General features: G+C 54.7%; 23 protein-coding genes and 1 pseudogene. 10 read left to right on the forward strand and 14 right to left on the reverse strand.

Features of this window, described 5'->3' with window-relative positions; genetic code table 11:
• Positions 1-79: 79 nt before the first annotated feature.
• The 3 genes from ACORLH_RS12375 to ACORLH_RS12385 all read right to left on the reverse strand — a co-directional run bounded on the left by ACORLH_RS12375 (position 80) and on the right by ACORLH_RS12385 (position 4,809).
• Positions 80-1,678 carry a methyl-accepting chemotaxis protein gene (locus tag ACORLH_RS12375; RefSeq protein ID WP_321828713.1) on the reverse strand — a complete coding sequence of 533 codons (1,599 nt, stop codon included), beginning with the start codon at positions 1,676-1,678 and terminating at the stop codon, positions 80-82.
• Positions 1,679-2,132: 454 nt separating this feature from the next.
• Positions 2,133-2,756 carry a hypothetical protein gene (locus tag ACORLH_RS12380; protein WP_321828714.1) on the reverse strand — a complete coding sequence of 208 codons (624 nt, stop codon included), beginning with the start codon at positions 2,754-2,756 and terminating at the stop codon, positions 2,133-2,135.
• A 43-nt stretch (positions 2,757-2,799) separates the two neighbouring features.
• Complete coding sequence (locus tag ACORLH_RS12385; protein ID WP_321828715.1) at positions 2,800-4,809, reverse strand: ATP-binding protein; 2,010 nt, start codon at positions 4,807-4,809, stop codon at positions 2,800-2,802.
• A gap of 346 nt (positions 4,810-5,155) precedes the next feature.
• Between ACORLH_RS12385 and ACORLH_RS12390 the strand changes: the two genes are divergently transcribed.
• Both ACORLH_RS12390 and ACORLH_RS12395 read left to right on the forward strand, forming a co-directional pair.
• Positions 5,156-5,788: a GntR family transcriptional regulator gene (locus ACORLH_RS12390; RefSeq protein ID WP_321828716.1), complete on the forward strand. Its 633-nt coding sequence runs from the start codon at positions 5,156-5,158 to the stop codon at positions 5,786-5,788.
• Positions 5,789-6,409: 621 nt separating this feature from the next.
• Positions 6,410-7,057, forward strand: a complete 648-nt coding sequence (locus ACORLH_RS12395; RefSeq protein WP_321828717.1) for a GntR family transcriptional regulator — start codon at positions 6,410-6,412, stop codon at positions 7,055-7,057.
• A gap of 61 nt (positions 7,058-7,118) precedes the next feature.
• Here the strand turns inward: ACORLH_RS12395 and ACORLH_RS12400 are convergent, their stop codons facing one another.
• A complete protein-coding gene (locus ACORLH_RS12400) occupies positions 7,119-7,733 on the reverse strand; it encodes a methyl-accepting chemotaxis protein (RefSeq protein WP_321832815.1) in 615 nt (204 codons plus the stop codon).
• Positions 7,734-7,767: 34 nt separating this feature from the next.
• On the opposite strand from ACORLH_RS12400, the gene ACORLH_RS12405 reads away from it, so the two are divergent.
• Genes ACORLH_RS12405 through tnpC (ACORLH_RS12415) form a run of 3 tightly spaced genes read left to right on the forward strand, consistent with a single transcriptional unit; the run spans position 7,768 to position 10,071 of the window.
• The gene (locus ACORLH_RS12405; RefSeq protein WP_321828718.1) at positions 7,768-8,154 is read left to right on the forward strand and encodes a transposase; all 387 of its coding nucleotides are present in this window, start codon (positions 7,768-7,770) and stop codon (positions 8,152-8,154) included.
• A 2-nt stretch (positions 8,155-8,156) separates the two neighbouring features.
• Entirely contained in the window at positions 8,157-8,504 is a 348-nt protein-coding gene (gene tnpB, locus ACORLH_RS12410; protein WP_321828719.1) for an IS66 family insertion sequence element accessory protein TnpB, read from the forward strand.
• A gap of 55 nt (positions 8,505-8,559) precedes the next feature.
• Positions 8,560-10,071 carry an IS66 family transposase gene (gene tnpC / locus ACORLH_RS12415; protein ID WP_321828720.1) on the forward strand — a complete coding sequence of 504 codons (1,512 nt, stop codon included), beginning with the start codon at positions 8,560-8,562 and terminating at the stop codon, positions 10,069-10,071.
• On the opposite strand, the gene ACORLH_RS12420 is transcribed toward tnpC (ACORLH_RS12415), so the two are convergent.
• From ACORLH_RS12420 to ACORLH_RS12445, 6 genes and pseudogenes are all read right to left on the reverse strand, one after another.
• A complete protein-coding gene (locus ACORLH_RS12420) occupies positions 10,053-11,165 on the reverse strand; it encodes a methyl-accepting chemotaxis protein (RefSeq protein WP_321828721.1) in 1,113 nt (370 codons plus the stop codon). The two genes, tnpC (ACORLH_RS12415) and ACORLH_RS12420, sit on opposite strands and share 19 nt — an antisense overlap.
• Before the next feature lie 43 nt (positions 11,166-11,208).
• The gene (tnpC, locus tag ACORLH_RS12425; RefSeq protein ID WP_321828720.1) at positions 11,209-12,720 is read right to left on the reverse strand and encodes an IS66 family transposase; all 1,512 of its coding nucleotides are present in this window, start codon (positions 12,718-12,720) and stop codon (positions 11,209-11,211) included.
• A 55-nt stretch (positions 12,721-12,775) separates the two neighbouring features.
• The gene (tnpB, locus tag ACORLH_RS12430) at positions 12,776-13,123 is read right to left on the reverse strand and encodes an IS66 family insertion sequence element accessory protein TnpB (RefSeq protein ID WP_321828719.1); all 348 of its coding nucleotides are present in this window, start codon (positions 13,121-13,123) and stop codon (positions 12,776-12,778) included.
• Positions 13,124-13,125: 2 nt separating this feature from the next.
• Positions 13,126-13,512 (reverse strand): transposase, encoded by a 387-nt coding sequence (locus ACORLH_RS12435; RefSeq protein WP_321828718.1) that lies wholly within the window; start codon positions 13,510-13,512, stop codon positions 13,126-13,128.
• A gap of 671 nt (positions 13,513-14,183) precedes the next feature.
• A pseudogene (locus tag ACORLH_RS12440) lies at positions 14,184-15,567 on the reverse strand (IS3 family transposase).
• Between the two features lie 264 nt (positions 15,568-15,831).
• Positions 15,832-16,368: a TetR/AcrR family transcriptional regulator gene (locus ACORLH_RS12445; protein ID WP_321828722.1), complete on the reverse strand. Its 537-nt coding sequence runs from the start codon at positions 16,366-16,368 to the stop codon at positions 15,832-15,834.
• Positions 16,369-16,480: 112 nt separating this feature from the next.
• Between ACORLH_RS12445 and ACORLH_RS12450 the strand changes: the two genes are divergently transcribed.
• From ACORLH_RS12450 to ACORLH_RS12470, 5 genes are read left to right on the forward strand one after another with little or no spacing between them, the layout of a single operon-like run.
• A complete protein-coding gene (locus ACORLH_RS12450; RefSeq protein WP_321828723.1) occupies positions 16,481-17,182 on the forward strand; it encodes a type 1 glutamine amidotransferase domain-containing protein in 702 nt (233 codons plus the stop codon).
• 26 nt (positions 17,183-17,208) lie between these two features.
• On the forward strand, positions 17,209-17,388 hold the full coding sequence (locus ACORLH_RS12455) for a hypothetical protein (protein WP_321828724.1): 180 nt from the start codon (positions 17,209-17,211) through the stop codon (positions 17,386-17,388).
• A 14-nt stretch (positions 17,389-17,402) separates the two neighbouring features.
• The gene (locus tag ACORLH_RS12460) at positions 17,403-18,074 is read left to right on the forward strand and encodes a cupin domain-containing protein (RefSeq protein ID WP_321828725.1); all 672 of its coding nucleotides are present in this window, start codon (positions 17,403-17,405) and stop codon (positions 18,072-18,074) included.
• Between the two features lie 15 nt (positions 18,075-18,089).
• The gene (locus tag ACORLH_RS12465) at positions 18,090-18,776 is read left to right on the forward strand and encodes an SDR family oxidoreductase (protein WP_321828726.1); all 687 of its coding nucleotides are present in this window, start codon (positions 18,090-18,092) and stop codon (positions 18,774-18,776) included.
• A complete protein-coding gene (locus ACORLH_RS12470) occupies positions 18,776-19,861 on the forward strand; it encodes an NAD(P)/FAD-dependent oxidoreductase (protein ID WP_321828727.1) in 1,086 nt (361 codons plus the stop codon). The genes ACORLH_RS12465 and ACORLH_RS12470 overlap by 1 nt, the downstream gene beginning before the upstream one ends.
• A 948-nt stretch (positions 19,862-20,809) precedes the next feature.
• On the opposite strand, the gene ACORLH_RS12475 is transcribed toward ACORLH_RS12470, so the two are convergent.
• From ACORLH_RS12475 to ACORLH_RS12490, 4 genes are read right to left on the reverse strand one after another with little or no spacing between them, the layout of a single operon-like run.
• Positions 20,810-21,220: a universal stress protein gene (locus ACORLH_RS12475; RefSeq protein ID WP_321828728.1), complete on the reverse strand. Its 411-nt coding sequence runs from the start codon at positions 21,218-21,220 to the stop codon at positions 20,810-20,812.
• A 60-nt stretch (positions 21,221-21,280) separates the two neighbouring features.
• Positions 21,281-23,089, reverse strand: a complete 1,809-nt coding sequence (locus ACORLH_RS12480; RefSeq protein WP_321828729.1) for a thiamine pyrophosphate-binding protein — start codon at positions 23,087-23,089, stop codon at positions 21,281-21,283.
• Positions 23,089-24,498 (reverse strand): aldehyde dehydrogenase family protein, encoded by a 1,410-nt coding sequence (locus ACORLH_RS12485; protein ID WP_321828730.1) that lies wholly within the window; start codon positions 24,496-24,498, stop codon positions 23,089-23,091. The genes ACORLH_RS12480 and ACORLH_RS12485 overlap by 1 nt, the downstream gene beginning before the upstream one ends.
• The gene (locus ACORLH_RS12490; RefSeq protein ID WP_321828731.1) at positions 24,479-25,393 is read right to left on the reverse strand and encodes a sugar phosphate isomerase/epimerase; all 915 of its coding nucleotides are present in this window, start codon (positions 25,391-25,393) and stop codon (positions 24,479-24,481) included. The genes ACORLH_RS12485 and ACORLH_RS12490 overlap by 20 nt, the downstream gene beginning before the upstream one ends.
• Positions 25,394-25,531 lie beyond the last annotated feature (138 nt).

Here is a 25,531-nt window from a genome sequence, read left to right on the forward strand (position 1 = left end):
AGCGCCGCCCATCACAGGCGGCGCCTTTTGGTTCAGGCATTGCGTCACGGGCGCATAGCTGCGCCCGCTTGCCAATGGGTCAGGAGGCCAGACGCAGCGCGCCGTCTTCCCCTTTGGTGGCCTCTGCGACATCACCGTCCTGCAGCTGATCCGGCTCTGCTGCACCCTCCTCAGGTGTCTCTGCCGACGCGTCTGCCGCGCTACCCGTGCCGTCAAGATCGAAATAGCTCACCACATCGGTCAGTTGCGCCGCCTGCCCCGACAGTTCGGTTGCCGTGCTGGCCAGTTCTTCTGAGGCTGCCGTGTTTTCCTGCGTCACAGCATCCAAGCGCTGCACGGCCTCATTGATCTGGCTGGCGCCAATTGCCAGTTCCCGCGAAGAACCGGAAATACCACTGACCAGGGTCGAGGTCTTTTCGATCTGCGGCACCAGCGCGGTGACCATTTCACCAGCCACACGGGCGCGTTCAACCGTCTCACTGGAAAGCGTGGAAATCTCAGCAGCGGCCTTCTGGCTGCTTTCCGCCAGCTTGCGCACTTCGCTGGCCACAACCGCAAAACCGCGGCCATGCTCACCGGCCCGCGCGGCCTCCACCGCGGCGTTCAGGGCCAAAAGATCGGTCTGGCGCGAGATGTCCTGCAGAACGTTGATCCGTTCGCCGATCATCCGCATGCCAGAGACCGCTTCGGAAACCGCATCCCCCGATTTCTGCGCTTCCACCGACGCGCGGCGGGCGATCTGTTCCGTCTCAGATGAGTTTTCCGAGCTGGCCGAGATATTGGCCGACATCTGCTCAACAGCGGCTGAAACCTCCTCGGTCGAACTGGCCTGCACCGCAGCGCCCTCGGACAGGGTTTCCGAGGTGCCCGCCATCTGTTCCGAACCAACAGACAGGTTGCGTGCCGCGGCATCCACATTGGTCAACGTATCGCGCAGGCGGTCCACCATATCGATCTGGGCGCTCAGCAGATCCGAAATCTCATTATTGCCCTTTGGGGTCGCCTTCACGCTCAGATCACCTTGTGCCACGCTGCGCGCCATATCGATGGAGGTTTTCATTCCCGTAGAGATCGACCGGATGATTGACAGCGCGGCGATGCTGCAGACCACCAGCGCCACCACCGACAGGATGGTCAGGTTGCGCGACAGATCCGCCTGCCAGCGGGCGGCATCCACGTCCGGAAGGTAGCTGCCATCCTCGGCAAAAACCTCTTGCGCATGGGGCACATGCACCATGCTTGAGACCGGCAGGCACCCCAGTTCCGCCAGGAAGGTCCGCATGTTCACCGCCGCCCGCGCACCGCCCCATTGACCGGCGGAATAGGTCACGATGGCGCTGGGTTTGAAGGAAAACAGCGAGCTGCCAAAATGGTTCAAAAGATCGGCCAGGGCCGGGCTCATCGAATGGTTATACTCCGGGCTGACCGCCACATAGCCATCCGCCGCGGCAATCTTTTCTGCCAGCTGATCCAGTGCCGCCGGCGCGCGGCCCTTGGCATAGGCAAACTGCGGTTTGAACGAGGCCGGCAGGTCCAGATCCAAGGGATCGATCAGCTCCACCTGATGGCTGGCCTCTTGCAGCCAAGCCACCGTTGACCTGGCCACCCGCTCCCCCAACCGCGCCGGCCGCGGCGGTGTGGAGGTCCGCACGGATCCAAGAAACACCAAAATCTTCATACCACCCTCCTGCTGCCATTGCCCTTTTGCGGGCCTTACCGCCCCCCTGCGAAGAGGTAGCGCAAAACACCACCCTGCCCAAACTGAAATAAAGGGGCTTGCGGCGGCTCTACAGGCGTTGCCAAGCAAAAGGTAAACGCACAAAAGCATCCACCACAGGGACGAAGCGATACACCAAAAACATGGAACTTTTGCTCGGAGGTTTGGCAGACAGGAAGTCCGCTCACAAATGTCGCTAAATCATTATAAAAAATTAATAAATATTCTACAGCTTAAAAACATACCACAAAACCTACCCCACTAAATCCACTGAACGATGGCCAACCACGCCACAAGGCACACCACACAATGATCAAGGCGCTGGCCTCCCCTTCCGCCCTATACGGCCAAGAAACCTTTCAAATGATCGACAACGTGCAGACAAGACGACGCTTTGTGGATACTCGGCTACGCTTCACAAACTCGGTTTCAACCAAATCCTTGCATCATAGCCGTCTCGCGCAGGAATAAATTGCTCGACACCACAAACCACCTGCCCCTTTAATCCCTGCCCTTGCTCTGGAAGCTTATCCATCATGACTATATCCGTACGGCCATTTGCGAATACAAGATATGTTGTAAAACACTCCTCATTGGAAAAACCCTTGGCCGGAAAAGACTTCGGCGTTTGGGAAAAAAATTCCTGACACGCCAACTTAGATATACCTAATGCCCGCGCAGCTTCAACTGGACCCTCGCATATAACTAAATTGACATCGCTATGTGGCTCCCACAAAAGCAAGTGCATTTTAGCCACATTCAAGCTAACCACTGTGGGACAGTAATAAACAACCGTCCAAACGCGACCTGCAGGCGCCAACGTTAACTTTAACAATTCCATTTGGTTTTTGCGTTCTTCCGCATTTATCCTAAAAGACAATACTTCGGAACAATCGACCAGACACCGCATCCCAGGAACGACTCTTGGATCAACCGCATAAACGTCAACTAGAGCATCAGCTTCACTCGTTTTGCAATTCCCTAAAAATTTAACATGCAGAAGATCCAAAGCTGAAATAATTTGATAGCTTGCCGACATTGCAATCACTCCAATTTTCAGTAGTTACCAAACAAGGTCAACATCAACAGTTTTTCAGTATAATACCGGCCAATTCGCTTCTTAGGTATTCAAACTTCGCTGGCTTTCGAATGGTGCCACAAAACCCACCAAACCCGGACCTGTCAAATTCCTGAATATCTCCCGCGGTCATTAGGATCGCGGGCATTTCTGGCAAGTTTAGTTTATGTTCTTTGTTTCGGATTTCGTTCAGAAGCGACAAACCATCCATTTGTGGCATTTGCAAGTCTGTTAGCAAACAAGAGTATTCACCTGGAGCCCAGCATTCAAGTGCATCTTTTCCATTCGAGAACATTTGGTAGTTCAAACCGTTCGCCTGAAGTTGTGCAGCGAGAATGTCTTGAGATAGTTGATTGTCTTCGCAAATCATCAACGGACGTTCGGCACACACCGCGACCACCCGCATTATCTCTTCATCTTCCAAGGAAACATTTCTCACATTTCCATTCAAACCCTCGCTGAAATCGGTCTCGAGCACTTCAAATAATTGCGACCATTGAATCGGATTACACTCGACGTGGCGCCCCTGAGCGTGGGCCGCCGGAAAATTCGAATTAGAAGAAAATTTGACAAATTTGGACGGAGTAGAAATTCGGCCAAGTTCGTGTCTCCAGCGCTCATGATCAAAAGCAGGGCAATCATGCATTAAAAATACATCTCGATTGCTTGAACTCTTCAACAACTCCAATATTTCCTTTTCATTAGCAACCTTCCTAACTTTAATCCCTACAAGCCCTAACTGTTCATCAATCCTCTGCAGTTCAGATCCGTGACTACCAAGAAAAATAAAGTTGTAGTTCGATAAGTCAGCGGCGTACTCTGACAGCTGCTCGTCTTCTTGGAGATTTATGCTCAAAGTAGCCGTCGTTCCGATGCCCATTTGGCTTTCGATGAAAAGCTCTCCTCCCATCAAGACTGCCAATTCTCGTGAAAGCACCAAACCGAGTCCTGTACCTCCAATCGGTGTAGCCAAAGCCCCATGAGCCTGAGCGTAAGGACGGAAAGCTTTTAGCATACCTTCACGGGACATACCTATTCCGTTGTCTTGCACAATAAAATGAAAAGTTCCATCGAGATCACGCAAGGCAGATATGTGAACAAAAGTTTCTTCTTTTTCGGGATCAGAAAACTTGATTGCATTACTGATCATGTTGGACAAGATTTGCCGAATCTTAACAGGATCACCATTGAGTTGAACAGGCAATACAATGTGGTCATGATAACTCATTGTTACATTGGCAGAACTGGCCAAAGGACGAAAATTTCTAAGGGTACTCTCCAGGAGTTCCCGAAGACTAAATACTTCAGAGTTGGCCTGCATTGCCTTTGCTTCAAACTTCGAAAGATCCAAGACGTTATTTATCAGGTTCAACAAATGATCGCTGGCCTCCGACAACGCATTCACCAACTGCATCTGAGCGGCATCCAAATCCGTATTTCTTAACAACTCTGCTGCGCCAACAATTCCGTTCATTGGTGTTCTGATTTCGTGACTGACGCCAGCAATGAAACGTGTTTTTTGGTTATTGGCGGCCTCGGCCAATCGTGTCTTTTCTCTCAGTTGACTGGTCCTAGCTTGAACTTTGGTTTCAAGCGAACGGGTCATTTTTGACAGTTGATGCACGATACTTTGGTGTCTCGTCATATCTGTTACGAATGCGATTGCCAGTCCGCTGTCGTCGGTCCGGGTGAACCCTAGCCCGACCTCAACCTCCACTTCCGAACCATCGCTCCTCTGGGCAACTAAAATATTGCCTCTGCTCATAGAACGCGTTGATGGATTGTCGAAAAAGACACTTCTATGGTTTGTATGGGCTCCCCTCAATTCGGCCGGCAGCAGAACCTCAACGTCGGCGCCAACCAGTTCATCCATCCCGTAACCAAATAACCTGAGGATGGCGGGGTTGCACCAGACGATCGTTCCCTCGGGGTTGATTAGCATTATCCCCTGAGGCGCTGCACCTGCAACGTCCTGAACCATCTTGCTAACGATCTGATTGAGTATTTCTGTCATCTATCAAAACCCTGCTGCAGTTTTGGTTAGCAAAATCGAGAGCAACCTCAATAAAATTATTCATATCAAATATACTTCATATTTTATCTACTAAATTGAAAGGAAAATTTTTTTCAGCTCTGCTTCCCGGCTTCACCAACTAGCCTCAGAAGACGTATCTCAGGGGTATCAATTACACCCTATAATTGCATTATCTATTTGTGTTTGTACTCAAGGCGCATCTTCAGATGGAAGCGAGAATAAAGACGCTACCTCAGGATATTGCGCATTTTTTCTGACTTATTGACACTCCCTCTGTGGATGATCCAAGATCAACTCGACTGCAATTCTGGGAAGACCACATACGATGATTGTCGGAACATTGACACATCAAGTCGCCACCTTTCTGAGGGAGGAGATCTTGTCAGGACGTTTACGTCCTGGGGAACCAATCCTTCCGAATGTGGTAGCCGAACAGTTGGGTGTGAGTCGTGTGCCGGTAAGAGAGGCCGTCCAAAAATTGGTGGCAGAATCTCTGATCGAGCAGAGTGCCAACAGAAGCGCCAGAGTTTCAAGTTTGTCCCCAGACGAGTTGTATGAGCTGGGGTTGATCGTTTTTTCTCTTGAAAATACAGCCACCGGTCTGGGGGTCGAGAAGATGCAAGATGGCGACTTCAATGAAATGGAACGACTGCTTGAAAGAATGAAAGCCGCAGAAAATGATCCGGTGACATGGTATGAACACAACCATCAATTTCATGCTTGCATGTACAGAGCTTGCGGCTGGACAAAGCTGATCCAAATGGTCGAAGACGGACGGCGCAACCTTATGCGTTTCCAAACCGACACTGAACTGATTAGTTTCAATGCAGATCGGTTTCATAGTGAGCATGTCGCCCTTCTCATTGCGGCCCGAAAGAGGGACCGCGAGCTTGTTGGTTCAGCCCTGCAAGCCCACTTCGATAACAGCATTCCTCTTTTCATTAAGGCTCTCCCATAGATATCTTTAAATCTGCCTCACAGACGCGCACATGATGGCAACGCAATTTGGCGAAGCTGGCAATCGCTTGTAGCGCCTGTAGCTCGAACTCTAGCGCACGTACCTGAGCCGCCCTCAATGAAGCGGCCCGTCCCTGTAGTTGGGAAACGGAGGGTAGAAGATCGGCCTCAAACGGCACAAACAAAAAGTATTGACGAAGTTACGAAATGTTGAGGGCTTGTTCGATGAGGGAATGCCGCGAGTTGATGCGATCCCGTAGGTTCGGATTAGAAGACAGGCCCAATCCAGAACTCAGTCATTTCGAATTTCAACGGCAAGCGGCGCAACAAACGCATAAATGCGATGCTTTTACCGCATTGGCAAAAGGCCGTGGCACGGTGGAAGAAAGTTAGGACAAATGCAACGCTCACAGGCCATTTTCGGCATACAGCAATGTGACACCCTGAAAACTTCCCAAGAAAGTAACGGTGGAAAAACTGGCCGCGCAAGGGCGGCCGACAAGTTCCAAACTGAAGCATCCAAGCAGGGAAGGATTGAATTTTGGCGGGCCACGGTGAATACTCAAATACAGTAATTTAAGCGGCGTGCCTCGTTTGAGGAGTCCTTTGTAGGAGATGCTCGTTGAAGCCAATTGTCATGACGCTTGCAGCTCAAACTGCCGCGATTTTACGCGATGAGATCCTGTCTGGAGACATTCGTCCAGGCGCGGTGCTGCTGCCTGCCGAAATAAGCAAACGGCTGGGCGTGAGCCAAGCCCCCGTTAGAGAGGGCTTGCAGTATCTGGTTGCTCAGGGGCTTGTCGAAAAGAAACCAAATAAAAGCGCTGTCGTTGCCACCATGGGCGGCAATGAGCTGATCGAATTGGCCGCCACAATTTTTGCACTTGAATTGTCGGCATCAATTAGAGGCACTTTGAGCATTTCGGACGACAACGTCAGAGCTATGGGCAGCGTGCTGGAGCAGATGAGAGATCGAACTCTAAGTGCGAGTAAATGGTACGATCTGAACCAGCTCTTCCATAGCTACTTGTTTCGTTCGAGCAACTGGCCAACGATGATCCAAAAAATTGAAGATGGGCGTGAAAACTTGAAGCGTTTTCAGGTCGACGACGAGCTTGTTGATCCAAACTTCGATGCCTTTGATGATGAGCACGCAGCAATTTTCAACAGTGTGCAAGAACGTAACTTGGAGGCAGCTTCTGAAGCTCTAAAAGTCCATTTCGACAATAGTGTGGCGCTTCTGGAAGCTAAGTTTTGCACCAGTGATTGAATCTGTGAAAATTCGAAATGGGCGGGCACTTTATAGAGGTGCCCGCCCAACACGTCAGTCACTAAGCGGCATTAGATCGCAGAGGGACAAAATCTTCATCATCGTCTTGGGCACTTAGATCGAGCGACACGACAGCTTTTGTTTCTTCAGTCGCGGTCGTTTCGCTACTTATGGTTTGTTTGTCTTCCTTTTGGCTTGAATCTCGCGCCTCTAACTTAAAGCCACTAACCGTCTCCTGTAGAGTTCTTGCCTGCGCTGACAACTCCTCAGCAGTGACCGAGAGCTCCTCTGAAGCGGCTGTGTTGGTTTGGCTTGAGTTATCCACTTGCCCAACAACAATTCCAATTTGCTCAATCCCTTTGGAAATCTCGACGTTAGATGTAGCGATATTCCCTACAAGCTTTGAGGTAGATTGAATTTCCGGGACAAGTTCCTCCATCATCTGCAAGGCAGTTTCTGAAGAAGACACTGTAACAGTGGTTAGGCTGTTGATCTCTGCCGCAGCTTCCTGACTGCGCTCAGCCAGCTTTCGCACTTCGCTGGCCACAACGGCGAAGCCTCTACCATGATCTCCCGCTCGAGCCGCTTCCACTGCAGCATTGAGAGCCAGCAAATCTGTTTGGCGCGTAAGCGGTGCGCCACCCCCACACTTTCGAACTGACGTCTGATCTGCGATTCAGAGGCTTCTTTGTTTTGTGGGGAGTTTCTCGATGGGAGCTATATGTGAGTTTCTGGCAAGTGTGCCGCGTCGGGCGGATGGCAAGCGGAGTTGGCCACCGGAGTTGAAGGCTCGGATTGTGGCGGAGACGTTGCTCGAAGGCGAGACGGTCAAGGCGGTTGCGAAGCGGTATGAGCTGATCCCCAGCACAGTGTCTGATTGGCGGCGGATGGCGCGGCAGGGCAAGTTGGTTCTGCCCAATTTGGACGGCATGGACTTCGTTCCTGTTGAGATGGAGACGCCTGCGCCCGTGGCTTCGCCCCTACCAACAGCATCAACCAGCACGCTTGATGTGATCCAAGGCGATGTCACCATTCGTTTGGACGCCGCGACACCAGCGGCGCGGGTCGTTGAGATCGCACGGGCTTTGGCTACGTGATCATGCCATCCCATAAAGTGCGGATTTTTGTGGCCAGCGATCCTGTGGACTTCCGCAAAGGTCATGATGGGCTGGCCGCCTTGGTACAGAGCCACCTGCGTCAGAAGCCGTTTGATGGGTCGGTTTATGTCTTCCGTGCCAAGCGGGCAGATCGATTGAAGCTGATCTATTGGGACGGCAGCGGATTGGTGATGGCGTACAAGCGGCTGGAAGATAACAGTTTCACATGGCCTGCGATTAAGAACGGGGTGATGCGTCTGGAGCCAGCCCAGTTTGAGGCTTTGTTCGCAGGTCTGGATTGGCGACGCGTGCAGCCCCTGGAGGTGACAGCTCCGGCTGCGGCGGAGTGACTCACGGGGGCGTTTGGGCGGGCCATTCCACCCTTGTTTTGGTATGGAACTGGGCATGCGTGCCCCTGATGACCTGCCCAACGACATTGCCGAGTTGAAGGCGATCATCCGTGCGCAACAGGATCAGAATGCGCGACTTGAAGCCCTGGTCGCGTCCTTCAAGAAGGCGCTGTTTGGGTCCAAATCCGAGAAGATTGACCCCGCCCAATATGAGTTGGAACTCGAAGATATCGAGACGGCCATCGCGCAGGTCGAAGCCGAGATTGACGCAGACGAACGCACCGCGCCGGTGCGGCCAGCAAAGCCGCGCCAGACAAACCGTGGATCGCTGCCCAAGCATCTGGAACGGGTAGAGGTGGTCATTGAACCTGATCTCTCCTGCGCCTGCGGAACCGCGCGTCATGTCATAGGTGAGGATGTGAGCGAACGTTTGGACATCATCCCTGCACAGTTCCGCGTTATCGTCACCCGTCGCCCCAAATACGCCTGCCGATCCTGCGAGGACGGGATCACTCAGGCCCCAGCACCACCACACATCATTGCAAGCGGCATGCCGACCGAAGCCACTTTGGCGCATGTTCTGGTCTCCAAATACGCGGACCACCTGCCGCTTTATCGACAGGCGCAAATCTACAGTCGCCAGGGCATCGATCTGGATCGCTCGACCTTGGCCGCTTGGGTGGGCAAATCGGCATTCGAGTTGGCCCCGGTCTATGAGGCGCTGATGGCCGATCTGAAGCGCTCAACCAAGCTGTTCATGGACGAGACACCGGCACCGGTTCTGGCCCCAGGGCGGAAAAAGACCAAAACCGGATACTTCTGGGCGCTGGCCCGTGATGATCGCCCATGGGGCGGTGATGATCCGCCCGGTGTGGCCTTCACCTATGCGCCAGGGCGATCCGGCCAGCATGCAGACAATATCTTGAAAGGCTTCAGCGGCACCCTGCAGGTGGATGGCTATGCTGGCTACAACCGCTTGCTCAAACGGCCCGCACAGGATGTGAGGCTGGCCTATTGTTGGGCCCATGCACGCCGCAACTTGCATGATGTTACCCAGTCCAGCATTGCCCCGATCGCGCAGGAGGGTTTGGCGCACATTCAGGCGCTCTATCGCATCGAAAAAGACCTGCGTGGCCTAACCGCAGACCAACGCAATGCTGCACGGCAGGAGCGCTCAAAACCTATCATCGACACCCTCGAGCTTTGGCTTGCCCAAGGTCGTGCCCGTGTCTCGTCCAAATCCCCAACTGGAGAGGCCCTGAAATACATCGCAAAATACTGGGATGGGCTAATCCTGTTCCTCGACGATGGTCGCATCGAACTCGACAACAACTCCGTCGAACGCACCATCCGACCCATTGCTCTAAACCGCAAAAACGCGCTCTTCGCCGGGCACGACGCTGGCGCACAGAACTGGGCCGCCATCGCGTCACTGATCGAGACCTGCAAACTCAACGGTATCGAGCCACACGCATATCTGTGCGGCGTACTCACAGCCATTGCTGGCGGGCACAAGCAAACCCACATCAATGAACTGCTGCCTTGGAACTACGCTAAAACCGTGTGATCGGCGCACCGCTTACTTTGGCGCGCAATCTCTTGAACAACTTCTATCCGGTTTACAATTGTTTCAAGATGCCCGGCCGCCTCTTTCACAGCTTCGCCACTCTCTTTTGCACGATCCGCTGCCTTCGAAGCAATTCCTTCGGTTTTCTGTGCGTTTTCTGCAGACTGCGCGATATTTGCGGCAATCTGTTCCACTGAAGCAGAAGCCTCCTCAGTTGCGGCAGCCTGGCTCACAGATACTTCCTGCAGTTGCTGCGAGGTCGCTGACACCTGAACCGCCCCGGATGCCACATTGGTGGCCGAGGATGTAACATCGCCAACCGTTCCTCGTAGGTCGGCTACCATCCGATTAAGGTCTGTTAGCAGTGATCCAATCTCGTCATTTCGCTGCACAACCACTGTGCTGGTAAGATCGCCTGCCGCAACGCTTGCGCTTAGCTTTTGAGCTGCAGACAAACCCTTGCTGATGCTGCGCATGATCGCAAAGCCAGTCCCGAGGCTAAATACTAAGGCGAGAGAGGTTATTCCGATGAGCTCAAACCTAGCCAACTCATACTCTTCGGCTGATTTCTTGACATCTTCCGCTAGCACTTCGGTCTCGTGTACCGAGAAATCATGCACCAGCTTGAGGATCTTTTCATCATAAACGCCGCCCTCAATAACGAGCTTGACTGCAGCAGCTTGCGGGTCCCCCTGCTCATATAGCTTGATAGCCTCCGCATTTACGGCCTCAAGTTTGTGTCGAAGCGCAACAAACTGATCGAGAATATCCCGTTCTTTTGCAGCTGCGTGTCCATAAGAACGGTCCAACAACGCTTCTTCTTCGTGCTCCAACTCTGCCAAATGCTCTTCAATTTCATGATGCAATTTGGGGTCATCAATCATCACGAAGTCCCGAACGACATTTTGAATGCGTTCCTGGATGATTGCTAATTCGTCGAGGTCTCTGAGTGCCTGAAAATCTTCGGTCACTATCTTTGCGTTTCTTTCCTTAAGGATCTGCATCTCCTTGAGGGAAATCCAAGCAATGACGGCAATCATCAGTGTTAGAAAGGTTAATAAAGCTGCTAACTTAGTCTTTAATGAAATTCGCATCTGAGTACTCGCTCTTGGTGTTACACTGTAAGCGGTGCGCCGATCACACGGTTTTAGCGTAGTTCCAAGGCAGCAGTTCATTGATGTGGGTTTGCTTGTGCCCGCCAGCAATGGCTGTGAGTACGCCGCACAGATATGCGTGTGGCTCGATACCGTTGAGTTTGCAGGTCTCGATCAGTGACGCGATGGCGGCCCAGTTCTGTGCGCCAGCGTCGTGCCCGGCGAAGAGCGCGTTTTTGCGGTTTAGAGCAATGGGTCGGATGGTGCGTTCGACGGAGTTGTTGTCGAGTTCGATGCGACCATCGTCGAGGAACAGGATTAGCCCATCCCAGTATTTTGCGATGTATTTCAGGGCCTCTCCAGTTGGGGATTTGGACGAGACACGGGCACGACCTTGGGCAAGCCAAAGCTCGAGGGTGTCGATGATAGGTTTTGAGCGCTCCTGCCGTGCAGCATTGCGTTGGTCTGCGGTTAGGCCACGCAGGTCTTTTTCGATGCGATAGAGCGCCTGAATGTGCGCCAAACCCTCCTGCGCGATCGGGGCAATGCTGGACTGGGTAACATCATGCAAGTTGCGGCGTGCATGGGCCCAACAATAGGCCAGCCTCACATCCTGTGCGGGCCGTTTGAGCAAGCGGTTGTAGCCAGCATAGCCATCCACCTGCAGGGTGCCGCTGAAGCCTTTCAAGATATTGTCTGCATGCTGGCCGGATCGCCCTGGCGCATAGGTGAAGGCCACACCGGGCGGATCATCACCGCCCCATGGGCGATCATCACGGGCCAGCGCCCAGAAGTATCCGGTTTTGGTCTTTTTCCGCCCTGGGGCCAGAACCGGTGCCGGTGTCTCGTCCATGAACAGCTTGGTTGAGCGCTTCAGATCGGCCATCAGCGCCTCATAGACCGGGGCCAACTCGAATGCCGATTTGCCCACCCAAGCGGCCAAGGTCGAGCGATCCAGATCGATGCCCTGGCGACTGTAGATTTGCGCCTGTCGATAAAGCGGCAGGTGGTCCGCGTATTTGGAGACCAGAACATGCGCCAAAGTGGCTTCGGTCGGCATGCCGCTTGCAATGATGTGTGGTGGTGCTGGGGCCTGAGTGATCCCGTCCTCGCAGGATCGGCAGGCGTATTTGGGGCGACGGGTGACGATAACGCGGAACTGTGCAGGGATGATGTCCAAACGTTCGCTCACATCCTCACCTATGACATGACGCGCGGTTCCGCAGGCGCAGGAGAGATCAGGTTCAATGACCACCTCTACCCGTTCCAGATGCTTGGGCAGCGATCCACGGTTTGTCTGGCGCGGCTTTGCTGGCCGCACCGGCGCGGTGCGTTCGTCTGCGTCAATCTCGGCTTCGACCTGCGCGATGGCCGTCTCGATATCTTCGAGTTCCAACTCATATTGGGCGGGGTCAATCTTCTCGGATTTGGACCCAAACAGCGCCTTCTTGAAGGACGCGACCAGGGCTTCAAGTCGCGCATTCTGATCCTGTTGCGCACGGATGATCGCCTTCAACTCGGCAATGTCGTTGGGCAGGTCATCAGGGGCACGCATGCCCAGTTCCATACCAAAACAAGGGTGGAATGGCCCGCCCAAACGCCCCCGTGAGTCACTCCGCCGCAGCCGGAGCTGTCACCTCCAGGGGCTGCACGCGTCGCCAATCCAGACCTGCGAACAAAGCCTCAAACTGGGCTGGCTCCAGACGCATCACCCCGTTCTTAATCGCAGGCCATGTGAAACTGTTATCTTCCAGCCGCTTGTACGCCATCACCAATCCGCTGCCGTCCCAATAGATCAGCTTCAATCGATCTGCCCGCTTGGCACGGAAGACATAAACCGACCCATCAAACGGCTTCTGACGCAGGTGGCTCTGTACCAAGGCGGCCAGCCCATCATGACCTTTGCGGAAGTCCACAGGATCGCTGGCCACAAAAATCCGCACTTTATGGGATGGCATGATCACGTAGCCAAAGCCCGTGCGATCTCAACGACCCGCGCCGCTGGTGTCGCGGCGTCCAAACGAATGGTGACATCGCCTTGGATCACATCAAGCGTGCTGGTTGATGCTGTTGGTAGGGGCGAAGCCACGGGCGCAGGCGTCTCCATCTCAACAGGAACGAAGTCCATGCCGTCCAAATTGGGCAGAACCAACTTGCCCTGCCGCGCCATCCGCCGCCAATCAGACACTGTGCTGGGGATCAGCTCATACCGCTTCGCAACCGCCTTGACCGTCTCGCCTTCGAGCAACGTCTCCGCCACAATCCGAGCCTTCAACTCCGGTGGCCAACTCCGCTTGCCATCCGCCCGACGCGGCACACTTGCCAGAAACTCACATATAGCTCCCATCGAGAAACTCCCCACAAAACAAAGAAGCCTCTGAATCGCAGATCAGACGTCAGTTCGAAAGTGTGGGGGTGGCGCACCGCTTACGTTACACTTGGCGAGGCCGCAAGAAATGAGAATTCACGTTTGTGCTGTTTCACCAGCATGCAGACGAACGGAGACAATCACAATCCTAAGTTGATCTTTGCTCTTGCGGCACTCAAAGCAAGTTACGGCCCCAGAAAACCACAATTTAGGTGAGCGACAGCCGTGCCGTCGCGAAATGTGTAGACAAATTCAACTTAAGTAGCTGATAAATATACGGAACACGACATAAAATATATTTTGTATTTTATGTTCCAAGGAGGCTCTTGCTGACCGATATGCGGCCATAGGGTGTGAAGTGCCCCTACCCTGGGAAGTCCTCACCTTGAAGTTGGCCTTTTGTACTATTGAAAGTGGCGACAAAATTGGCGTGCGTCTCGAGGCCGCGATATGATCTGCGAGCTTCTCAGTTACGACACGGCACTAAACACCGGTGATCTAGCCCATATGCCTCATTACCCCATCCCAAACCTCTCCAGCACCCCGTTCAACACCGCGAGCTTCTGTGTATCGGTCTGTCCGTCGTCAGAGCTTTTGGAACCAATTGGGGCTTAAGCTAAGAGAGAGTTTGGCTCATCTGGTTGGTTTGATTATGCGGCGCGCTGGCTGTGATGCAAGCGTCGCGTTTCGAGCGTCTTTTGTTTGATCCTTTCTCGTTTTTCCAGAATGGCTTTGTCACGGCCGAAGTAGACATCGGCTGGCGTGACGTTGTTCAGGCTTTCGTGATAGCGTTGGTGGTTGTAGTGATCGACAAAGGCTTCGATCTGAGCTTCGAGATCGCTGGGCAGGAAGTAGTTTTCCAGCAGGATGCGGTTCTTCAAAGTCTGATGCCACCTCTCAATTTTACCCTGTGTCTGGGGATGATAAGGTGCGCCCCTGCTGTGCTTCATTCCTTTGTCCTGCAACCATTCCGCCAGATCACCAGAAACGTAACTTGACCCATTGTCGCTCAGCAGGCGCGGCTTATGAACAACGTGGACCTGATCACATCCCGACGCCTCAAGCGCCAGATCCAGCGTATCAGTCACGTCTTCAGCCCTCATGTTTGTGCAGAGTTTCCACGAGATGATGTAGCGGCTGTAATCGTCGAGGATCGTGCTGAGATAGAACCACCCCCAGCCCAAAACCTTGAGATACGTGAAGTCGGTTTGCCAGAGTTGGTTGATGGCCGTAGTTTTGTCTTTGAACTCATTTGCCGCCTTGATGACGATGAAGGCGGGGCTGGTGATCAGGTCATGGGCTTTCAGCATCCGGTATGTTGAAGCCTCTGATACAAAATAGCTTTCTTGATCCGTGAACGTGACTCCCAAATCCCGTGGTGATAGTTCTGTTTCCTTTAGAGCTAATTTGACGACCTTGCGTCGCACCTCATCAGGGATGCGGTTCCAGACGTGTTTGGGCTTGGGAGATTGGTCCTGCAAACCAGTCTCGCCGGACTGCCGGTATCGGTCATACCAACGATAGAACGTGGTGCGCGGGATACCCAGTTTGGCCAGCGTTTGGCGCGCTGAAAGATGCGAGCCTTCGACCTGCCGGATGATCTCCAGCTTCTCTGATGCGGCGTACCTCATTCTTGGTGGCCCCCATCCGCTGCCCGGCAGGGCATTGCAAAGCAATGCCCCGAGAGGGGCCGATCATGCTTTTTTTGAGAAGACGCAATTCCAGCGTTTGCTCGGCCACGACCTCCTTCAGATCGCGGGTTTCACGACGCAGGTCTTTGACTTCGTCGGTCGTGGCCGCGCGGGCGGCATCGCCAGTCAACCGCCTTTTCCCGGCTTCCAAGAAGTCCTTGGATCACTTGTAGTAAACCCCTTGGGAAATCCCCTCACGGCGGCAAAGCTCAGCAATGCTATCTTCGCCACGCAGGCCATCCAGCACGATCCTGATCTTCTCTTCAGCTGAATACTGTTTGCGGGTTGCCCGTTTGATGTCTTTGACGATCTTCTCGCTAGGGCTCTTAGTTGTCTTTCTCATCGTCCACTCCTCGGTGGTCACGATGAGCCAGAAACACTCTCTTATCAAATCGCCCTATTTGGACCCATAAGCGCTGACGTCAGACAGTCCTTCAAATAGCTGCTCTTCACATAGTTCACGGCGAATGACCGCTTTCCGCCCATTCTGCAGATAGGCATGTCTGCTTTGGGCTTGCACCAGCAATTGATAACCTTGGTTTGCGCACAGTTTTGCTGCGGACACGCTGCCGCACTGCCGCATGGCGGCTTAGAGCCCAACTGGGCCCTAATTTGCAGCGCGCCGAATGGCTGCTTCTGCAACTTGCTCGAAGATCGCTCGTTTTTTTGACGTCGAAGCCACGATCATGCCGCCTTCAAGGGCGGCAACGATCAGGTTAGCGGTTTCAGCAGCATGTTCGACGCCGTGTTCGGTCAGCAGCGTTTCCAGCCACGCCTTGTTCATTTCAAAGAACGCTTTTGTACGTGCGTTCACATTTTCCGGCAGTCCAATGGCCTCGGCGCCCATTACGGCGCAAAGGCAAATGGACTCACCCAACACAAGCGCCTTTGAATAGAGCCCCACGAAAGCGTCCAGCGCCGCGCCCAGCTCGATTTGGTCGATCCTGTCGAGTTCTTCTTTAAACTGCTCCGCGTAACGCGTGACGAGGGCCTCACCGAGGTCTGGCTTGGTCGGAAAGTGGTAGTGCACGCTTGCGCTTTTGATTCCCACGTCTTTAGCCAGATCGCGGAAACTCATCTCGGCAAAGCCCACGCCTCGCACACGCTTCTCGGCGGCCTCAAGAATTTTCTCTTTCATTGTCATGGGTCTACACTCATTCACCTATCGATTGATAGATAGCCGTTGACAGAAGCAAGGTCAATCTCTAATTCAATACCTACCAACTGATAGGTAGATACAGAAAGGAACTCTGACAATGGCTACTGGAAACCAACAAAAGCGCGTGCTGCTTGTGATGTCGTCGGTCGACGAGATGGGCATTTCGGGTAAGCAGACCGGCACCTGGTTCACCGAACTGGCGGCGCCCTACTACATCCTGACCGAAGCTGGATATGAGGTCGTCTTTGCCTCGCCCGAGGGCGGCGCGGCGCCGATTGATCTGCTCTCGATGAAAGCCCCCTTCACGACGGAATACACCGAACGCTTCTTCAATGATCCTGTGGCGATGTTCGCGGCTCAGAACACTCGTAAGCTGCGCGAGATCGACTGCTCGACCTTCGACGCGCTCTTTGTGCCGGGCGGCTATGGACTGATCTGGGATCTGGCGAGCGACAGCTACGCGATCAAGATGATCCGGGACTTCTACGAAAGCGACCGGCCCGTGGCGATGGTCTGTCACGCGCCCGCCATCTTGCGCGACATCAAGCTCTCGAACGGCGAGTACTTGGTCAATGGCGTCGATCTGACTGGCTTTAAGAACGCCGAGGACAGCGAGATCGAGCTTCTGCATCACCTGCTGTTCTCGCTTGAGGACGAGCTGAAGGGCCGCGGTGCCAACTATATCAGCAAGGCCAACTGGGAGGCCAACGTTGTCGAGGACGGCGCGTTGATGACCGGTCAGAGCCCTGCCTCTGCACCGCCGCTCGCCGAAGCGCTCAAAGCGCGTTTGGCGGCATGAACGACACCCCATCGGGGCGGTAACAAATGCCGCCCCGGTGCCTCAATGAGCGGATCATCGAAGAAACTGTCGCGGACTTTGAGCAGTTTGACATCGACCTTATTCTGCCGGGGCATTGCACCGGCTGGCGGGCAACGAACGCCCTTGAACTGTCCTATGGCGAGCGGTTGGTGCCCATCGCTGTAGGCATGAAAATCAACCTTTGAGAAAGGTGACAGATATGGAACTCAACGCAAACTTTGACGAACGCGCCGTCGTGCATTCAGATAAAGAGCCCTGGGTCGCCTCGCCGATGAAAGGGGTGGACCGTCGGATGCTGGACCGGATCGGCGACGAGGTCGCACGGGCCACCACGATCGTGCGTTACGCGCCCGGCAGCGCCTTCTCTGCTCACACCCACACAGGCGGTGAGGAGTATCTGGTGCTCGATGGCGTCTTTCAGGACGAACATGGCGATTTCCCCGTTGGCACCTATGTGCGCAACCCACCGACATCGTCGCATACCCCCAGTTCGGCCTCAGGCGCCACGATTTTTGTCAAACTCTGGCAATTCAACATGGACGACCGCAATCAAGTGACCATCGGCTCGATGGCCGAGACGCCGCAGCCCGTCCGCGACGGCGTAGCCGAAATCCCGCTGTTTCAAGATGCTCGCGAGCGCGTGCGCATTGAGGTGTGGGACGCCAATGCCTCCATTGCGGACAACGACCACAAGGGTTTCGAGGCGCTGGTGATAGAGGGCACATTTGTCGAAAGTGGCGAAGAGTTTGCGAAGAACTCTTGGCTGAGGCTTCCCGCGGGTATGCCCTTGAACGCAATCGCAGGTCCGGAAGGTGCACGCCTCTGGATCAAATCTGACCATCTGGCCGAGGCACCAACCGCGCCCACTTAACCGGAGGAAAACGACATGGCTGCTCAAAGCGCATCCCTCGCGATTGTCGCGGGGGCCGGGGCAGGGCTTGGCCAAACCTTGGTCTCAAGCTTCAATGACAATGGCTACATCGCTTTTGGGCTGAACCGTACGGTGCCCAACGGCGCCAAGGAGACGATCCTAGCTGTGGATCTCGCGAACGCTCATCTCACCGCGCGCAAATTGCTCGATCTGAACGGCACCCATGGCGCGCCCAAGCTGGTGGTTCATAACACAGCCAAGTTGGTGATTTCTGACTTTGAGAACACCTCGGTTGACGACTTCGAAGCAACCTGGCGGTCGATGGTTCTTTCGGCGGTGAACCTTGCCAAGGGCGTGTTGCCCGGCATGGTCGAAACCGGCGGCGGAACATTCATCGTCTCGGGCGCGACGGCCAGCTTGCGCGGGGGCAAGAACTTTGCGGCGTTCGCTGCTGCAAAGGCCGCGCTTCGGGCGCTGACACAATCATTGGCGCGGGAATACGGGCCGAAGGGCATCCACGTGGCACATGTGATCCTGGACGGGATTGTCGACACCGAAGCCAGCCGAGACCTGCATGGCATGGACCCCGCCCGGATGATGAAACCTGAAGACATCGCGCAGGTCTATCTGGACCTCGCCAACCAACCGAAATCTACTTGGACCCATGAGCTGGATCTCAGACCTATGGGGGAGGCATTCTGATGCAAACAGACATTCTCATAGTGGGCGGCGGCCTGTCAGGCCTCGCTCTGGCGGATCACTTGGCCCAGCAAGGCACTGACTTCTTGCTTGTAGAGGCGCAGGAACGCTTGGGAGGCCGGATCATGACCAAAGACATCGCGGGTGGCCGGTTCGATCTTGGCCCAGCCTGGTTTTGGCCTGGCCAACCGCGCATGGCCGCACTTTCCCGGCGGTTCAATATCCCCGTCTTCGAGCAGTTCTCAACCGGCGATCTGATGTATCAGGACCAAACAGGTGCCGTTCAACGCGGGCGGGGCTATGCCTCGATGCAAGGGTCGCACCGCTTGGACGGCGGGATGGGCGCTTTGATTGATGGGCTGGCCAATTCGTTGGATGAAAACAAGATCCTCACGAACGCCAGGCTCGACACGGTTGCCCATGGCTCGGACGGTATAACAGCGACCGTCATCCAAGATGGGTCAGCGACAACCATTAAGGCACGTCAGATCATTCTGGCTGTTCCGCCACGCGTGGTTGCGGACAACGTGACGTTCGAGCCCGCACTGGATGCCGCGCAACTTCAATCGCTCAAGAATGTCCCCACATGGATGGCGGGTCAGGCGAAAATTGTTGCCGTCTATGACGAGCCGCACTGGCGCAACGCTGGCCTCTCTGGCGACGCGATGAGCCACTGCGGGCCGATGTTCGAAATCCACGACGCCTCGCCAATGAACGGTGGGCCTTACGCACTGTTTGGTTTTGTGGGCGTGCCCGCGGATGCCAGAGAGGTTCATCGGGACGAGGTGATGAAGCTTGCCCAGGAGCAACTCGTTGCGCTGTTTGGCCCCGAGATGGGCAACCCGCGCGACTTGATCCTGCAAGACTGGGCGACCGTTCCCGAGATCGCCCGCGCGCAAGACCGACGGCCCGTCAGCCGCCAACCAAGCTATGGCTTGCCGCACGAATTACGTCCGTTGGCGCAGCAGGGCCTCTACTTCGGCTCCACGGAGACCGCCCACAGTTATGGGGGCTTCCTTGAAGGCGCGCTGGAGACAGCCGAAGGACTGTCCAAGACCCTCCCTTTGGTGGCGTCTATGAGTGCCTAAAGACAAAATGCTAGCCCCCGAAGCGGACATTGCTCAAATGTCGGCAGTGTCCCGCACTGCCGACCTATAACTCGCCAAAATGCTGCACCCGTGCGCCAACGGCAGCTTTAGGAAAATTGCAGTGCAGCGTTTTGGCTTCCCGCTAACGACAGTAGTGGGCCGAAAGGCGAACTTTGCAAAGTCTGTTTCCTGCGCAAAGCGGACACTTTTACAGATCGCAGCGAACTCCGGCTTTCCGCCCTCCTCCGCATTAGTAAACTGGTTGCTCCAGCGATGGGCAACAGGGCTGTCTTGGGCTGGGCCCGGCCGTTCGTCACATTTGAAAAGAACGAGCGATTGGTGCCTGATTTGGAATTTGGTCTGCAAAGAAGCATTCGTGCTTTGAAGAGGAAATTTGGCCTCCTCTGCTGTGCGCTCGAAGGACTTTCATTGGGCCACCTCATACTCAAATCGCTGTAACCGAATGCTATATCAGTACGAGATTGGAGCTGCGCTTTCGTTGTTTATAGCAGCCGCAAAAAACGCCAAATTTTTCTATTGGGGCCTTGATATGGAGTGAAGAGCCAAGCCGTCAAATCTGTGTCCAAACTCCAAATTTAGATGAAGAGGTCTTCCGTGGTTTTGGCAGGTATCAAGTCCGAACATCGTCCATTAGAGGCGGAGCCAACATTCAAAAACGCGCCGCTCCTCCAGACTGGCGTTGCGAAGCAAGCTTCAACGCCATCTCAACCACTGCATCCATCAGCACGGCCAAGTGGCTAAATACTGTCTGAACGCCGCTCAATTTGGCGCCCAAGGCTTATCCCATTAGCCCCTTGGAGATTTTAGTTTTCACGCGCCCACGTCTTGCCCAATTTGTAGCAACCGACCAGCCCCCCTAGCGTCTCAAAAGCCCCACGAAATGTCACGTTGGGGCCGACGGCACGATGCATTTGCCACAAATTCTCTCTATCGAACGATCAACACAGAGCAGGAGGCGCGCCTGCAAATGCGAGAGGTTGTCGACCCCAGGGCGTAGCCTTCGCTGCCTGGTCGCTGTGCGGCAAGCACGATCAGATCGGCCCCCATCTTGCTGGCAGCCTCAACAATCGCAACGCCCGGTTTACCGGTCCCAACCTTGCATCCGATTTCCGGGTGATCCTTTAGCGCGGACCTTAGAACCTCCTGCGCATTTTGCAGGAACTCTTTCGGGCTGCGCTCAATCACGGCATATTCAGCTACATAGCTCGGCAGGCTCTCCAACACAGTCAGTGCCGTGAGATGGCCATCATCAGCAAGCATTTGACGTGCACATGCGACCTGCTTCGGCAAAGCGTCTAAATGATCTAGGGCAACAGGAATTAGGACGTTTTTGAACATGATCGGTCTCCGATTGGGATCGGGGCTTGAGCGCCCCGATCCTTTGGACAAACGGTGCAATTAATCCGTTGAAACATGGCTGACATCCGCATCGGGAGAATAGATGTCCAAAATATTCCAGTGGCCAGTTGTGGGCGTTGGATTGTTGATCATCGGCACATCCAGAACAGTTGGCCGACCACTTGCCATCGCCGCCTCAAGTGTCGGCAACAGCTCTTCCGCGCTGTTGATCTTGATCCCATCCGCCCCGTAAGCACGCGCTATCGCGGCATAATCCGGCCCATGTTCTGGCTGAGCTGCGCTGCCGGGGAACGTGGTCCCGTAGGTGAGCCCATAGTGGGCCTTTTGCAGGCCAGCGATGGTGCCAAAGGCGTTGTTGTTCATAACCAACCAGATAATCCCAAGGTTCAGCTCAACCGCCGTCGCCAGCGCGGCAGGGTTTTGACCGAAACCACCATCCCCAACCAGACTGAGCACCACACGATCAGGGGCTGCCAGTTTCGCGCCCAGCGCCCCCGGAGGGCCGAATCCCATCGTCGCAAAGCCCCCTGGCGTCAGGATCGATCCCGGTGTCAGAATATCGAATTGTTGCCCAACACCGTTTTTGTTCCAGCCGACATCTGTTGTGATAATCGCGTCCTCAGGCAGAGCCTTGCGCGTGTCAGCAAGAATGCGCTCTGGCATCATTGGAAAGGCTGCTGAGGTTTGCATGTCTTCGTTGGACGCTTTGAAAGCTGTGCGAAACTCTGCGATTTCCGCCCGTTTTTCATCCCGTGCAAAACCATCGGGATACATCTCTTTTGCAACACGTGTCAGGACCCGCAAAGCCGCTTTCGCATCTGCGACGACGCCAATCTCGGTTGGGTAGTTCCGGCCAATTTCTTGCGGCTCAATGTCGATATGAATGACCTTGGTCACATCGTCTTTGCCACCGATATTGAAGGTGTAGCCGGGATACCAACTGGAGCAATCGGCCTCCTTAAAGCGTGTTCCCACCGCAAAAATAGTGTCCGCCTTGAGGCAGCTCTGGTTCACAAGGCTGGTGCCCCAAAAGCCGGTCATCCCCATCACAAGCGGATGATCGTCACGCAACGCCCCCTTACCCATCAAGGAATGGGCAACCGGCAATCCCATGTGATCAACAAACTCACGTAATTCTTCACTGGCCTGGGCCAACAAAATGCCACCACCGACGTAGGCAACAGGATTTTGTGCATTGGCCAGCTTTTGAACGATTTCACGCGCCGTTTCATCATCAATAGATGGTTTGGAAAGGGTTCTGGTGTTTTGCGCAACGCGCTCAAAACCGTCGGCCGGGATGACTTCGGAAAAAATATCCATTGGGACATTTACCAAAACCGGCCCAGGCTGGCCGCTTTCTGCGAGATGGAAGGCCTTTTCCAGGATTTCGGCCATCAAATCCGCGCGGTCCACCCGCCAAGCCCTTTTCACAAAGGGCCGGTAGATTTCCCATTGTGCCGCATCCGCGTGCAGGTTCACCTCCTGATGGGGATGTTTGCCGTAGTAATGCGTCGGGATGTCCCCGGCGATCACCACCATCGGAATGCAATCCAATGCAGCATTTGCGACCCCGGTGGCGCAGTTGGTTAACCCAGGAGAGAGATGCGACAACACCACCGAGGCCTTGCCCGTCACACGTGCGTAAGCGTCCGCTGCGTGACTGGCGATCTGTTCATGTCGCACTGTGACAAACTCAATCGGACTGTCGGCCAGAGCCGCCAACACCGCAATATTGGTGTGGCCACATAGGCCAAAGACATGTTCGACCTCACGACGTTCCAGAAAATCGACGATGTGTTCGGCAACCGTTTTGCCCTGCGTCTGGCTATCGACCTGCTGACCATCCATCACGCGACCTCCTGTCCAAAGAACTCACCGAACAGTTCCTCTTCCGAGGGGCGATCCTCGGGGATAGGGCGGCTGACCCAAGTGTAGTTCATCATATGTTTCATTGTGACGTTTTCATTGGTGATGTTGCCGCCCCAGATCCCGCACCCAAGGCTGGATGTCATCGGCATCCCGTTGGTCCATGCGCCTGCGTTTGCTTTGGACTGTGGCTGACGCACCATCATGCGGCTGACGGGTGCAAGTCGGGCGAGCCGATCAATGTTTTCGTTATTGTGGCTATAGATCCCGCAGGAATGGCCCTTGCCCCCAACAGCGTAGATCTGGCTTACGGTATCCAGCGCATCATCGAATGTTTCAAAGTGGTAAAGTGCCATCAGCGTGGTCAGTTTTTCTTTGGAAAACTTATGCTCTGCCCCGATCTGCCCCTGATTTTCCACCATCAGGAATTTGCGATCTTCAGGGATCGAAAACCCTGCAACTTCGGCCGTTTGCTGCGGACGGCATGCAATGGTGGGAAAGGTACGATTGCCCTTGTCATCCCACATGGCGGCTTCAAGCTTGGCCTTTTCCTCGGCGTTACACAGATAGCCCCCTTCTGCTACCAGCGCAGCGACCATTTGGTCATAGACCGACCGCTGAATGATGATGTTGCCATCCGCAGAACACCCGGAGCCAAAATCCGAGGTTTTTGAAATCCGACTGTTCTGAGCGGCGATTTCGATGTCGGCAGTTTCATCAATAACGATTGACGAGTTTCCTGCCCCAACACCGTACGCCGGCCGGCCAGAGCTGTAGGCCGCCTTAACCATTGGCTTGCCGCCCGTGGCCAAGGTCAGGTCGCAGATTTCCATCAAGTGTTGCGTCAGGGGGATCGAAGGTTTCCGAATGGCCTGAAACAAGTCTTCCGGGGCGCCCGCAGCGCGACAGGCGGCGCGCATCACCTCAACCATTTCATAGGTTGTGTGGGCGGTCCTTGGATGCGGCGAAAAAATCACCGCATTGCGCGCATTGGCAGCTGATACGCCCGTGACAGGCGGCGTCATGGCCGGATTAGTCATCGGAATGAGTGACGCGATCACGCCAGCCGGCTTTGCATATTTGACCAGCCCCTTTTCTTCGTCGACCTCGACAACGCCAGTCGAAGGTGTACGCAGGACATCGCGCAAGACCATGTGGATCTTGAACCGTTTTGCGGGGCGGCCATCGCGGTCACCAATACCGCTTTCATCTACGCCCTGCTTGGCCAGCCGCGTAAACGTCTCCTCGTTGCCTGCATACCAAGCGATGGCCTGAGACAGCCGGTCCAGGCTTTCCTGACTCCAGTCTTCAATCTCGGACATGGCGACGCGGGCACGCGCCAACATGTCTGCCGCCAACTGGCGATCTGCATCAGTGAGCTCTTTGCCCATGGTGGTCCTCTTTGATTTTCAATGTTGGGGTATCAATGACGCGGCGCTGCGAACGGGCAGCACCGAAAGTGCGCTTTGCATGTTGCAGACAGCGGCGCGCATGTTCTTCGTAGCCCAGTTCAGCCACACGGCTTTGGTTGGGCAATTCGATGGAGTAGTTCATCGGCGGCATCCGTTCGATGATGCCGTTGAAGTCGATCCACCCCTCCCCCGGATACAGACGTGCATCGCGCGCCAGCTGGATCATCCCTTCGCGCGTGTCCGCGATGCCGGGCAAACAATCCGAGATATGGAGGAAGTGAAACAGCTCTGAGGGGACATGCAGCAGCTCCCCCAGATCCACCCGACTTAGGTGGAGGTATAGCGTATCCACCAATATCCCGCCATTGGGCCGGTCTGCTGCCCGCACAATGTCGAGTGTTTCATCCAAGGTGCGCAATCTGGAAAAGCTGGGAAACTCCAAATCCACGGTCAGGCCATACCCCGCGGCCAGATCACAGGTCTCGGCGTAGACATCGATCAAAAAGTTCCGGTCATCCCGCGTCGGTGTCCAGGCAGACATGATCATATGCCTCGCGCCCAACTCCCCACCAAGCTCCAGCGCGCGTTCAAAACTGCGTGGATCGACATCTTCGGTGATCCGCGCCAGCTCAACATCCAGCACTTTTACACCCGTTGTCGCCAAAGCTGTCTTGGTCGCCTGGATCTGCGCCTTGCTTACCGGGGTTTCGGAGAACTCACCCGGGACTTTCATCGGGATAAAGCGCGGGCTCACCGCATCATAACCGGCACGCGCGGCAATATAGACCAATTCAGCCGGTGTCGCGTTGATCAACGTAAGATGCGCAAGCGAATAAAGCGGCTCTGCTTTCGTTTGACTGCCTTGCTGCGTCATCCTGCCCTCAATTGTCAGCGAATCTCAATTTCAACTCATGTTTATAAAAATATCTGACATTTTTATTTTTATCAATCATTCTCTACTGCAAAAAAAGACGCCCGGGACCTCCGAGCGCCAATCTGCCTTTGCGACTGC

Source organism: Thalassovita sp., from assembly GCF_963691685.1.
Taxonomy (GTDB): Bacteria; Pseudomonadota; Alphaproteobacteria; order Rhodobacterales; family Rhodobacteraceae; genus Thalassobius.

What these genes read in the sequence shown, in the direction of transcription:
- ACORLH_RS12375 (WP_321828713.1), bottom strand. Translation starts at nt 1,678, where the DNA reads ATGAAGATTTTGGTGTTTCTTGGATCCGTGCGGACCTCCACACCGCCG.
- ACORLH_RS12380 (WP_321828714.1), bottom strand. Translation starts at nt 2,756, where the DNA reads ATGTCGGCAAGCTATCAAATTATTTCAGCTTTGGATCTTCTGCATGTT.
- ACORLH_RS12385 (WP_321828715.1), bottom strand. Translation starts at nt 4,809, where the DNA reads ATGACAGAAATACTCAATCAGATCGTTAGCAAGATGGTTCAGGACGTT.
- ACORLH_RS12390 (WP_321828716.1), top strand. Translation starts at nt 5,156, where the DNA reads ATGATTGTCGGAACATTGACACATCAAGTCGCCACCTTTCTGAGGGAG.
- ACORLH_RS12405 (WP_321828718.1), top strand. Translation starts at nt 7,768, where the DNA reads ATGGGAGCTATATGTGAGTTTCTGGCAAGTGTGCCGCGTCGGGCGGAT.
- tnpB (WP_321828719.1), top strand. Translation starts at nt 8,157, where the DNA reads ATGCCATCCCATAAAGTGCGGATTTTTGTGGCCAGCGATCCTGTGGAC.
- tnpC (WP_321828720.1), top strand. Translation starts at nt 8,560, where the DNA reads ATGCGTGCCCCTGATGACCTGCCCAACGACATTGCCGAGTTGAAGGCG.
- ACORLH_RS12420 (WP_321828721.1), bottom strand. Translation starts at nt 11,165, where the DNA reads ATGCGAATTTCATTAAAGACTAAGTTAGCAGCTTTATTAACCTTTCTA.
- tnpC (WP_321828720.1), bottom strand. Translation starts at nt 12,720, where the DNA reads ATGCGTGCCCCTGATGACCTGCCCAACGACATTGCCGAGTTGAAGGCG.
- tnpB (WP_321828719.1), bottom strand. Translation starts at nt 13,123, where the DNA reads ATGCCATCCCATAAAGTGCGGATTTTTGTGGCCAGCGATCCTGTGGAC.
- ACORLH_RS12435 (WP_321828718.1), bottom strand. Translation starts at nt 13,512, where the DNA reads ATGGGAGCTATATGTGAGTTTCTGGCAAGTGTGCCGCGTCGGGCGGAT.
- ACORLH_RS12445 (WP_321828722.1), bottom strand. Translation starts at nt 16,368, where the DNA reads ATGACAATGAAAGAGAAAATTCTTGAGGCCGCCGAGAAGCGTGTGCGA.
- ACORLH_RS12450 (WP_321828723.1), top strand. Translation starts at nt 16,481, where the DNA reads ATGGCTACTGGAAACCAACAAAAGCGCGTGCTGCTTGTGATGTCGTCG.
- ACORLH_RS12455 (WP_321828724.1), top strand. Translation starts at nt 17,209, where the DNA reads ATGCCGCCCCGGTGCCTCAATGAGCGGATCATCGAAGAAACTGTCGCG.
- ACORLH_RS12460 (WP_321828725.1), top strand. Translation starts at nt 17,403, where the DNA reads ATGGAACTCAACGCAAACTTTGACGAACGCGCCGTCGTGCATTCAGAT.
- ACORLH_RS12465 (WP_321828726.1), top strand. Translation starts at nt 18,090, where the DNA reads ATGGCTGCTCAAAGCGCATCCCTCGCGATTGTCGCGGGGGCCGGGGCA.
- ACORLH_RS12470 (WP_321828727.1), top strand. Translation starts at nt 18,776, where the DNA reads ATGCAAACAGACATTCTCATAGTGGGCGGCGGCCTGTCAGGCCTCGCT.
- ACORLH_RS12475 (WP_321828728.1), bottom strand. Translation starts at nt 21,220, where the DNA reads ATGTTCAAAAACGTCCTAATTCCTGTTGCCCTAGATCATTTAGACGCT.
- ACORLH_RS12480 (WP_321828729.1), bottom strand. Translation starts at nt 23,089, where the DNA reads ATGGATGGTCAGCAGGTCGATAGCCAGACGCAGGGCAAAACGGTTGCC.
- ACORLH_RS12485 (WP_321828730.1), bottom strand. Translation starts at nt 24,498, where the DNA reads ATGGGCAAAGAGCTCACTGATGCAGATCGCCAGTTGGCGGCAGACATG.
- ACORLH_RS12490 (WP_321828731.1), bottom strand. Translation starts at nt 25,393, where the DNA reads ATGACGCAGCAAGGCAGTCAAACGAAAGCAGAGCCGCTTTATTCGCTT.